Annotated in this window: 10 protein-coding genes; 8 read left to right on the forward strand and 2 right to left on the reverse strand. The window is 50.8% G+C overall.

The window, feature by feature from the left end; genetic code table 11:
- The first annotated feature begins 70 nt into the window (after positions 1-70).
- The gene (locus H511_RS0108245; RefSeq protein ID WP_027251883.1) at positions 71-949 is read left to right on the forward strand and encodes a 6-carboxytetrahydropterin synthase; all 879 of its coding nucleotides are present in this window, start codon (positions 71-73) and stop codon (positions 947-949) included.
- Positions 950-1,578: 629 nt separating this feature from the next.
- On the opposite strand, the gene lhgO is transcribed toward H511_RS0108245, so the two are convergent.
- Positions 1,579-2,820, reverse strand: coding sequence for an L-2-hydroxyglutarate oxidase (gene lhgO, locus H511_RS0108250; RefSeq protein ID WP_027251884.1), 1,242 nt, complete (start codon positions 2,818-2,820; stop codon positions 1,579-1,581).
- Positions 2,821-3,218: 398 nt separating this feature from the next.
- On the opposite strand from lhgO, the gene H511_RS0108255 reads away from it, so the two are divergent.
- Together H511_RS0108255 and H511_RS0108260 are read left to right on the forward strand one after the other, a co-directional pair.
- On the forward strand, positions 3,219-4,796 hold the full coding sequence (locus H511_RS0108255) for an ATP-binding cassette domain-containing protein (RefSeq protein ID WP_027251885.1): 1,578 nt from the start codon (positions 3,219-3,221) through the stop codon (positions 4,794-4,796).
- A gap of 41 nt (positions 4,797-4,837) precedes the next feature.
- Entirely contained in the window at positions 4,838-5,281 is a 444-nt protein-coding gene (locus tag H511_RS0108260) for a GFA family protein (RefSeq protein ID WP_051288007.1), read from the forward strand.
- 47 nt (positions 5,282-5,328) lie between these two features.
- Here the strand turns inward: H511_RS0108260 and H511_RS0108265 are convergent, their stop codons facing one another.
- Positions 5,329-6,018, reverse strand: coding sequence for a helix-turn-helix domain-containing protein (locus H511_RS0108265; protein WP_027251887.1), 690 nt, complete (start codon positions 6,016-6,018; stop codon positions 5,329-5,331).
- 167 nt (positions 6,019-6,185) lie between these two features.
- On the opposite strand from H511_RS0108265, the gene H511_RS0108270 reads away from it, so the two are divergent.
- From H511_RS0108270 to H511_RS0108290, 5 genes are all read left to right on the forward strand, one after another.
- Complete coding sequence (locus tag H511_RS0108270) at positions 6,186-6,404, forward strand: hypothetical protein (protein WP_027251888.1); 219 nt, start codon at positions 6,186-6,188, stop codon at positions 6,402-6,404.
- Positions 6,401-6,850 (forward strand): DUF3850 domain-containing protein, encoded by a 450-nt coding sequence (locus H511_RS0108275; protein ID WP_027251889.1) that lies wholly within the window; start codon positions 6,401-6,403, stop codon positions 6,848-6,850. Before H511_RS0108270 ends, H511_RS0108275 begins: the two co-directional genes overlap by 4 nt.
- Before the next feature lie 1,033 nt (positions 6,851-7,883).
- Positions 7,884-8,369 carry a hypothetical protein gene (locus H511_RS0108280; RefSeq protein WP_027251890.1) on the forward strand — a complete coding sequence of 162 codons (486 nt, stop codon included), beginning with the start codon at positions 7,884-7,886 and terminating at the stop codon, positions 8,367-8,369.
- Between the two features lie 92 nt (positions 8,370-8,461).
- Positions 8,462-8,857 (forward strand): hypothetical protein, encoded by a 396-nt coding sequence (locus tag H511_RS0108285; protein WP_027251891.1) that lies wholly within the window; start codon positions 8,462-8,464, stop codon positions 8,855-8,857.
- Positions 8,858-9,401: 544 nt separating this feature from the next.
- Positions 9,402-9,663 (forward strand): transposase (locus tag H511_RS0108290; protein WP_027251892.1); only part of this gene is annotated, 262 nt, incomplete at its 3' end.

Here is a 9,663-nt window from a genome sequence, read left to right on the forward strand (position 1 = left end):
TTACACCTTTGGCTGTGCGCGTATAATGCCCAGCTCCGAAAACGACAATCATTTCTGTAAGGACGTCAGCGTGAAGCTATTTGTCAGAGATCTCACCGTTATTGATGCCTCCTACCTGTGCCCGACCAGAGGTATGGTAGGAGAAAGCTGGATTCTGGACGTGGTGATGTCTGGCGAGCTGAATGAAATGAGCATGGTGCTGGATTTCAGCCGTGTCAAAAAGCAGATTAAACAGCTGGTGGATCAGTATGTTGATCACCGTCTGCTAGTGCCGGCTGCCAATGCATCGATCAAAATGGCCGCGACTCAGCCGGGTTATGCGACCCTGGATCTGCTTCGTGGTGATAAAAGTATTCATCTGCATTGCCCGGAAGAAGCCTATTGCCTGGTGGATGCTGACGCCATCACCATAGAGACAGTCACCCGGCATTTGCATCAGGTACTGTCAGGTAAGCTGCCGGACAATGTCCAGGGCCTTGAACTGGTATTACGTCACGAAAAGATTGATGGTGCGTTTTATCACTACAGCCACGGCCTGAAAAAGCATGACGGCAACTGTCAGCGCATAGCACACGGTCACCGCTCACCGATTGAGCTGTATGTTGATGGCCAGCGTGACCCTAAACTGGAAGCAGACTGGGCGACGCGCTGGACGGATATCTATCTGGGCACTGAAGAAGATCAGGTGAGTATTTCAGAGCTGAACCTGAGTGAGCACGCCGCTGGCGCTAGTGATGACACCCATTATGGTTTCCGCTATACCGCGCCGCAGGGTCTGTTTGAGCTTGCGATCGCCAAAAGCGAGACGGAAATGATAGGCACAGATACCACGATTGAGCTGCTGGCACACTATATTGCTGCCGCCGTAAAACCTGCTATTGGTGCGCATCAGGCGTTGGACGTCGTTGCCTATGAAGGGGTTGGTAAAGGTGCGATGGCGAGTCTGTAATCGTACCGGGAAACCGGTTATTTCCCTTCAAAGCATGTCTTAAACAGCAGTGCGCCCGCGGGAACCCTAACAGCGAGCGCAATGTCTGAAGTTTAGCTTGTATGTCGCGCTTGAGTCTGGTGGTTCATTTGGCATTGTCTGATGCGCGCCAGGTACTCTTTGTTGGTGCAAAGAGTACCCAGAAAGCCCCTTTTGTTCTTTGGTGTTGTCCGGGTCGGTTGCAGGCGCTCCCGGCGCCGACAACCTGAAAATTCGTCCTGAATTTTCCCCTGGGGGAGAGGCAAGCATCAAACTTCTCATTTCTGCTTTAAAAGTACAGCCAGAAACCCAGTTAAATTATTTATGATTCAATATATTACCGTCATTACCATGCAGGCGGCGAGTACGGCTACGGGTTGCTGTGTCTGATTCTGATGGCATGTCGCGCTTGAGTGCTGTGCTTTTCTCACCATCTTCTGATGCGCGCCAGGTACTCTTTGTGGGGGCAAAGAGTACCCAGAAAGCCCCTTTTTGTTCTCTGGTGTTGTCCGGGGCGGTTGTAGGCGCTCCCGGCGCCGACAACCTGAAAATTCGTCCTGAATTTTCCCCCTGCAGGAGTGGGTTTCTTGGATTTAGCCTGACTTGTTGTTTCAGTCCGCCTCACGCTGTTGTTGAATCTCAGCCACTTTATCGCAAATGTAGTCGGCAATTGGCATGGCAGAGGTCGCTGCCGGTGACGGCGCGTTACACACGTGCAGGCTGCGCGGGCTGTCTGCAAACAGAAAGTCATGAACCAGCGTGCCGTCTTTCAGTACGGCCTGAGCACGAATACCTGCCGGGTAGGGCTCCAGATCGCTCAGCGTCAGGCCCGGACAGTATTTACGCACCCGTTCAAGATACCCGGCTTTCCACCAGGCATCTTTGAATTCCCGCAATCCGGTTTTCAGGTGCTTGCCGGTGACATGCCAGAAACCGGGGAAAGCCAGCATGTCCAGGCTGTCACGCAGGCTGAAATTAAATCGCCCGTAACCCTCGCGTTTAAATCCCTGTACCGCGTTCGGGCCAACCGTCACCGAGCCATCTATCATGCGTGTCAGGTGAACACCTAAAAAGGGTAGGGAAGGGTCCGGGATCGGATAGATAAGGTGACGGACAATCTGATTGTGTCTGGCGGCCAGGCGGTAATATTCTCCGCGGTAGGGGATGATCTGAAAATCGGTCTCCAACCCCATCATGTTGGTCAGGCGGTCGGCCATTAACCCGCCGCAACACACCAGAAAACGGCCTTTGACAGAAAAAGAATCCGTACTCGCTGTGTGGCTCTGGCGGCAGGTCAGTTCGATGTGATCACTGCGCTCTGCGATGGCTGTCACTTGGGTATCCAGGGCCGTTTCGCCGCCTGAGGCGGTAAAGTCACTGGCCATGTGCTCAGTCACCAGACGGTAATCCACTATGCTGGTCGCTGGGACAAACAGTGCCCCCAGCCCGCAAATGTTCGGCTCTCTTGCCTGCAGTTGCGCCTGATCCAGCGCTTCAACTTCAATCCCGTTTTCACGGCAACGTGCCAGCAGATCCTGCATCCGGCGCACTTCCGTCTCATTGGTGGCAACCAGCAATTTGCCGCAGTTGTCGACCGGAATAGCATGCTGGCGACAAAAATCCACAGTACGTTGCACGCCTTCTTTGCAAAACCGAGCTTTCAGGCTGCCGGGCGCATAATACACACCGGCATGGATCACACCGCTGTTGTGGCCGGTCTGGTGACACGCGAGCGCGCTTTCTTTTTCAATCAGCAGAATCTTGCTGCCAGGATACCGGCGTAACAAAGCATTGGCTGTGGCGACACCCACAATGCCCCCGCCAATCACCAGATAATCGTAATACTCATTCATCGCGGATCCTTTGCAATTGTAACTTAGGCCAGATCAGGCCGACATCATCATGATTTATAAGATATTTAAACACCAAGCAGTCAGAGTGGCAAAAGGATAAATTGTCTTTATCAGGCTTGCTTTTTTCTTATCGCATCTTGCGATACGCGCGCTCTGGTGGTTTAATAGCCGCCATCACCTCATTTGGAGTTAACGCCTGCATGAATCACTAACCCCTGACATCCTTTGAACTTTTTCTTTTGGATCCGCAGGGTTAGTGGGCGTTAACCGTCTTTGTCTGAGCAGTCACCGACTGTGAATCACCGTATTGTGATTGGTTGTGCTACTCAGATCTGTCTGCAAAAAAGCAATCTCTTCTGACGGTAATGTCTCTCCCTGCGCTTGCACCGGAGGTCTTTATGACATTATTGCAAGCTCAGTCTCTGACTGTTTTACTTCCCCACGGGGAACCGCTGTTTTCTGATGTTTCACTCACTTTAGATCGTGAAACCACCGCACTGGTCGGCCGTAACGGCAGTGGCAAATCTGTGCTGGCGGCACTGTTAAGCGGAGCCCGCCAGCCGGATGAAGGCCGGGTGATCAGGCACTCAAACATCGCATACTTACCTCAGCTGACGGTGCAGAACGACTTGTCGGCGTTGGGCACTGTCGCACAAGCACTGGGTGTGGAGGGCTGTCTGCAAGCGTTGCAACGTATAGCCGCCGGCAGTTGCGATCCGGCGGATTTTGAGGCAGCAGGCGATCAATGGGATCTGCCCGATTCCCTGTCCCGCCAGCTGGCAGAGCTGGGATTACCGTCCGATCCCGGACAGTCTTGCACCAGCCTGAGCGGCGGTGAGCTGACACGGTTGCGATTATGGCTCTGCTTTCGCAGTGACGCTGAATTGCTCATTCTTGATGAGCCGTCAAACCATCTGGATCGGCATGGAAGAGAATGGCTGTCGCAGCAAATCACCCGCTTTCAGGGCGGCATATTGCTGATCAGCCATGATCAATCCTTACTGAAAAGCGCGGATCGCATTGTCGAACTCAGCCACACAGGGTTAGCCTGCTATGGCACAGATTTTGTGCAATACCGGCAACAGAAACATCATGAAACCCAGTTACTGGCAACACGGCTGTCGAAAGCAAAACAGCAAATCAGCGCTATCAATCGCCAGCATCAGCGTAATGAAGAAAAAGCGCAGCGCCGGGCGGCGGCCGGTAAGCGGGACAGACACGCTGGCAGCCAGTCCATGCTGCTGCTCGATTATCAGAAAAACGCGGCAGAAAGCGCGGTATCATCCAGGAAGCATCAGCAACATCAGCAGCTTGAACATGCGCAGCAGCAGTTGAAGTCGCTGCAGGAGAAAGTGGATACCGCCAAGCCGCTGAGCTTCAGTACCGACAGTGCGAACAAGCGAAGTGCGCGTTTACTGACGGTCACTCAATTGGGCCTGCACCGGGGGCAGTTGCCTGCCATCAGCCGAACTGTCTGGTATGGCGATAAAATTCACCTGCGCGGCAGTAACGGCACAGGTAAGTCGACGTTGCTGAAAACGCTGCTGGGTGATATGCCCGTCAAATCGGGTGAGATTCACAGGCACGGGCCGCTTTGTTATCTCGACCAGCATTTCTCCTTATTTGATTTGCAGGCCAGCCTGCTTGATAACCTGACGCGTCTGTGCCCTGCCTATACGGCCGCTGAGCTGCGAACCCTGGCAGCGTGTATAGGTTTTCGCCGTGAAAGAGTCGGGCAGCAAATGTCGACCCTGAGTGGCGGAGAACGAATGCGACTGGCGATGCTGGTGGTGAGTCATCAGCAGCAGGAAGGGGTTTTGTTGCTGGATGAGCCGGACAACCACCTTGATTTCGACGGAAAATCCATGATGGCGCAGGCATTGAGTGAGCACAGAGGCAGCTTCATTCTGGTCAGCCATGATCAGGATTTTGTTGATGCGTGCGGTGTGAATCAGCGCTGGGATCTTTCCAGATAATTCGACTATGCTATCTGAGGCTTATGGATAAGGAGAACATTATGTCACAAACGCCATCGTCACAAACCTCAACGTCGCATAGCCTGAGCGGCCATTGTTTGTGCGGCAAAGTCGGGCTCAAATCAACCAGCGGCGCTTTGCATGCTGAGGCATGCCATTGCGGCATGTGCAGAAAGTGGAGCGGCGGGCCGTATTTGTCGGTAGCCGCTGGCACTGAAGTGAGCTTTACCGGCGAAGAAAACATCAGTCGGTTTTCTTCCTCTGAATGGGGGGAGAGAGGGTTCTGCAAACACTGTGGCAGCCATTTGTTTTATTTCCTCAAGCCAACAGGCCAGTACATGGTAGCGGCAGGTTTGCTTGATCAGGAAAGTCAGCTGGAGATGGATCAACAAATCTTCATCGACAAAAAACCGGCTTACTATGCGTTCAGCAACAACACCGAAAACCTGACCGAAGAAGAAGTCTTCGCCAAATTTGCCCCTTAAGCAACAGCCATCCCGGGCCGCAACCAGCGGCTCGGGATAGTGTTCGCTCACTGTTTTTTCAAACTCACAGCCACTCGGCCGATCACTTTGATCTCGTTGTCATTCACTTCAAGGCGGGTGTGACCAAACATCACCGCCAGCTTGTTCGGTAGCCGCTGGATAGGGTTAATCGACAGGCGCCCGTCCATGTCAATCAGGTAATCACCGCTCACGGCATCGTTCTGGCTCTTATCAATCAGGAATCGTCCTTCATGGGTTTCCACTTCAATGGTAGATGCCGCATTCAGGTTCCAGGACTGGAAAATGCGCTTAGCGTAGGGGATCGTTCCTGTACTGAGCAATTTGCCATTGCTCAGGCTGTAGCTGGACAGGGTGACGACAGTGTCTGATGCCGCGGTAACCGTAGTCGTTTGTTGTTGTGCTTTGTAGTCATTTGAGGTTTCGGCAATGGCATCATGACCAGCAGATTGGCTGCTCGTGAACGAGTGATGCAGTGTTTCCAGCGGAAAATCCGCCGGCAAGATCAGTTGATGAACAGGAATGCCAGTACGTAAATGCGTACGAACGACCAACTCATGAGAGGTGCGATTATGGGTATTCCAGGTGCTGAAAGTGGTTTTCGGCACGTCAAACACCGCTGCCATCTCACCAAAGGAAGCACAATGGGTTAACTCTCTCAGATTCGAAGTAAAGTCATGACCTTTCAGATAGTCAAAAATAAGGATTTTTTTACTCATGTACAGTCCAGTCAGTGTGATCAAACTCGAAAATGATTGTCAAAAGCCATCTTTGTTGGTTAAAATTATTGACTGCATTCGGTTGAGGACTCACACTGTACGTGTTCAACAAATTAGCGCAAAAATTGGCAAAAAGTGCGCAAAACCAACGCGTAAGGATACCACTCATGGCAAGGAATCAAATAGCGATTGATGTACCCTGTATCGCAAAAGTTGAGATTCGACGACAATTTGGCGTTCACTTCCGTACTCTGATCCTGTTACAAGCCAAAGGCATACCTTTCTTCGATATCAAGCGGCCCTGTCCGCGGCTGATGACTCAGGCCATGCGGAAATGGCGATATCGAGCCAGCGCATCTTGCAACTACATGGAGGCGCGGGCATGAGCAAAATCACTCTCCATGAACTGAATATTCAGTCTGCCGATTTCACCGAAATTCTGGCCGGACGAAAAACACATCAGGTGTGCCTCAATCACCGCCAATATGCAGTCGGCGATGTGCTTATTCTGCGCGAACTCGACGAGAACGGCGAGGGCACTGGGCAGGAAATGAACTCACTCATCACCCATGTCGAGCAAGGTAACACGGTCGGCCTTGAAGACGGTTGGTGCGTATTATCGCTGGCAAACACCACGCCTTTGCTGGGTATTCGTCTGATTGGCTATCTGCGTGATCGCCTGAAAGAGCACTGCGATTACACAGAAACCGCGTATCCGCTGATCAAGAAAGCAGGCAGTACCGCCAGCCAGGCGAAACGGACTGTGCAGGCAGGCCGATGCTGGGTTGATGAGGCGAATCATTTTTTGAAGAAGTTTCCGGTGGAGTCGTAGTATTTTCTTTTTGTGTTAGCTCAGATTCTCAGGGTATGTCGCGCTTGGGTTTGGTGGTTCATTTGGCATCTTAGTTCGCGCGTCAGGTACTCTTTGTTGGGGCAAAGAGTACCCAGAAAGCCCCTTGTTGTTCTTTGGTGTGGTCCGGGCGGTTGTAGGCGCTCCGGGCGCCGACAACCTAAAAATTCGTCCTGAATTTTTCCCTTGGTTTGTCGATCACTTGAGCTAAGAAAATCCATCCGGCCTGTCATTGCCGCGCAGGCGGCAATCTATTCAGCGAGTGCGGTTGTTCGTTGTTCTGTCTGAATCTGGAAGTATGTCGCGCTTGAGTCTGGTGGTTCATTTGGCATCTGAGTTCGCGCGCCAGGTACTCTTTGTTGGTGCAAAGAGTACCCAGAAAGCCCCTTTTGTTCTTTGGTGTGGTTCGGGGCGGTTGTAGGCGCTCCCGGCGCCGACAACCTAAAAATTCGTCCTGAATTTTTCCCTTGGTTTGTCGATCACTTTAGCTAAGAAAATACATCTGGCCTGTCATTACCGCGCAGGCGGTAATCTATTCAGCGAGTGCGGTTGTTCGTTGTTTTGTCTGAATCTGAAAGTATGTCGCGCTTGAGTTTGGTCGTTCATTTGGCATCTGAGTTCGCGCGCCAGGTACTCTTTGTTGGGGCAAAGAGTACCCAGAAAGCCCCTTTTGTTCTTTGGCGTGGTCCGGGTCGGTTGTAGGCGCTCCCGGCGCCGACAACCTAAAAATTCGTCCTGAATTTTTCCCTGGGGGAGTGGGTTTCTTGGGTTTTGGGGTTGTTGCTGGGTAATCGGGCGTGATGGTATGTCGCGTTTGAACTCGGCGATATTCTTGCCACTTTTGCCGTAGCGGTTCCATTTGTAGAGATTTTTTCTAAGAAAATGAAACCTCATAAGCGAATTGAGACGATTGCACAGTACGATTGGGATGTGTTCGCTGATGCATTACTTGCTGTGCCGACAATTACCAGAAACCGAGTCAACATGATTGCAGAATCAAGGGCGTTTGAAACGAATGGAAAAGAAAGACAATTTTGGTCGTGCGTTGAAAAAGCTAGCCGCTAGTTCATTGCTGCTGCTGCCACTTGTAGCGAACGCAGGCTATACACTTGAGGAAGCTTTTCAGGAAGTGAATCAGCAAACTGGTCGCTGCCTGAAAATGAAAAATAGACCTGTGGATGCTGTTCAGGATACTTGGTTTGACTCACTCAGTTCAGATCAGAAACGTGCGGTTCTTTTTGAATTATCTAAAAGGGCGGTCGATCGCTGCACGCTAGAGGCAAGAGAAAAATACTCCTGGGCTTTGGTGAAGCAAGCAGGTGAGACGGGCAATCTTGAAGGCATCAAAGACTGGATTGCACTGAATAGTCCCATTGATGGCAAAGCGCAAACCATAGTGAAATCGTTGCCGGAAGAAGAAATTAATCGGTTGTCCTTATCAGATGATTTCTACTACCCGTTTGATTCAATGTCCTTAAGAGACAGCCTTATTTCTCAGTAAGTCATGTTGCTCGTAATATCCAAAAGCCTCAGAGATTCTCTGGGGTTTTTGTCTATAGGAAACAAAACTATGCGCGATTATGGGTGTTAACGATGAAACGAACGAAAGCGAAAGTGTTTTTCTGGGTGCTACTGGTACTGACAGCCCTGAGTATTGGCATTAACCTGCTCATGTTTAAGAACACGCAGTTGTTACTTCTGGAATCAAATTCGTTCGTTGATGCTTGGGGCTTGGCAAGTGGCGCTATGATGTTCCTGTGTCTGTACGCATACGCCTATCGAAAGATGGTTTTTAAAAGCTGGGCAATCTTGAAGTTTGTCTTCTTCAATACGGCATTGGTGGGTGTAGTCAGTTTTGCTGACTCAATGTGGGCAGATTTTGCATTGATGTCAGGCATGGAAGTGCTGGTACTGACATTGCTGTATCTGTTGGTTTATTTTCCTGCGCTCTTGATCTTGTACAAGCATCAGGATGATGCGTTGGCTTAATAAGCATTTGACCATTTCCTCTATGGTGAGATATGTCTGGATCTGGGGTTGATTGTGAGGGTATGTCGCGCTTGAGTTTGGTGGTTTACTTGGCATCTTAGTTCGCGCGCCAGGTACTCTTTGTTGGTGCAAAGAGTACCCAGAAAGCCCCTTTGTGTTCTTTGGTGTTGTCCGGGTCGGTTGTAGGCGCTCCCGGCGCCGACAACCTAAAAATTCGTCCTGAATTTTTCCCTGTGGGAGTGGGTTTCTTGGGCTGTAAACTCGTTTTTGGACAGAAATGAGTTTCGGTAAATTATACATTAGCGATTAATGAATTAATTTTGGTATGGCAAAGTTGCTTAGTTAATTGCCCAGTTTGATGGGGCAGATTATGACAAGTGCGGCCTACCTTGATGCTCGTTCGAGCAATTTGCTAGTAAAGGGGAGGCTTGAGCTGGTTCAAGTTCAAGACCCAGATAAGTGTCGGTTGCGCGACACTTATCCTTGGTAGTGTTCAAAGTTTTGTGTCTTTTCCTACACTTCCTAAAAACGGGAGAGACACATCATGGCTGATAAATACGAAATTGATATCCAGGCATTCGCCAAAGCGCTGCAGTCCGGGCAAAACCTCAATGGCAAGGATGGCCTGCTCACGCCACTGATCAAGCAGATCACCGAAGCCGCATTGGGAGCAGAGCTGGACGAGCACCTGACGAATGAAACTTCTGCCAACCGCAAGAATGGCACCTCCAGAAAGACGGTCAAAACATCGTCAGGTGAATTTGAACTGGAAACGCCGAGAGACCGTAATGGCACGTTCGAACCTC

It is taken from the genome of Photobacterium halotolerans DSM 18316 (assembly GCF_000425165.1).
Lineage (GTDB): Bacteria > Pseudomonadota > Gammaproteobacteria > Enterobacterales > Vibrionaceae > Photobacterium > Photobacterium halotolerans.

Coding starts and splice junctions, on each gene's coding strand:
- lhgO (WP_027251884.1), bottom strand. CDS start 2,820: ATGAATGAGTATTACGATTATCTGGTGATTGGCGGGGGCATTGTGGGT.
- H511_RS0108255 (WP_027251885.1), top strand. CDS start 3,219: ATGACATTATTGCAAGCTCAGTCTCTGACTGTTTTACTTCCCCACGGG.
- H511_RS0108260 (WP_051288007.1), top strand. CDS start 4,838: ATGTCACAAACGCCATCGTCACAAACCTCAACGTCGCATAGCCTGAGC.
- H511_RS0108265 (WP_027251887.1), bottom strand. CDS start 6,018: ATGAGTAAAAAAATCCTTATTTTTGACTATCTGAAAGGTCATGACTTT.
- H511_RS0108270 (WP_027251888.1), top strand. CDS start 6,186: ATGGCAAGGAATCAAATAGCGATTGATGTACCCTGTATCGCAAAAGTT.
- H511_RS0108275 (WP_027251889.1), top strand. CDS start 6,401: ATGAGCAAAATCACTCTCCATGAACTGAATATTCAGTCTGCCGATTTC.
- H511_RS0108280 (WP_027251890.1), top strand. CDS start 7,884: ATGGAAAAGAAAGACAATTTTGGTCGTGCGTTGAAAAAGCTAGCCGCT.
- H511_RS0108285 (WP_027251891.1), top strand. CDS start 8,462: ATGAAACGAACGAAAGCGAAAGTGTTTTTCTGGGTGCTACTGGTACTG.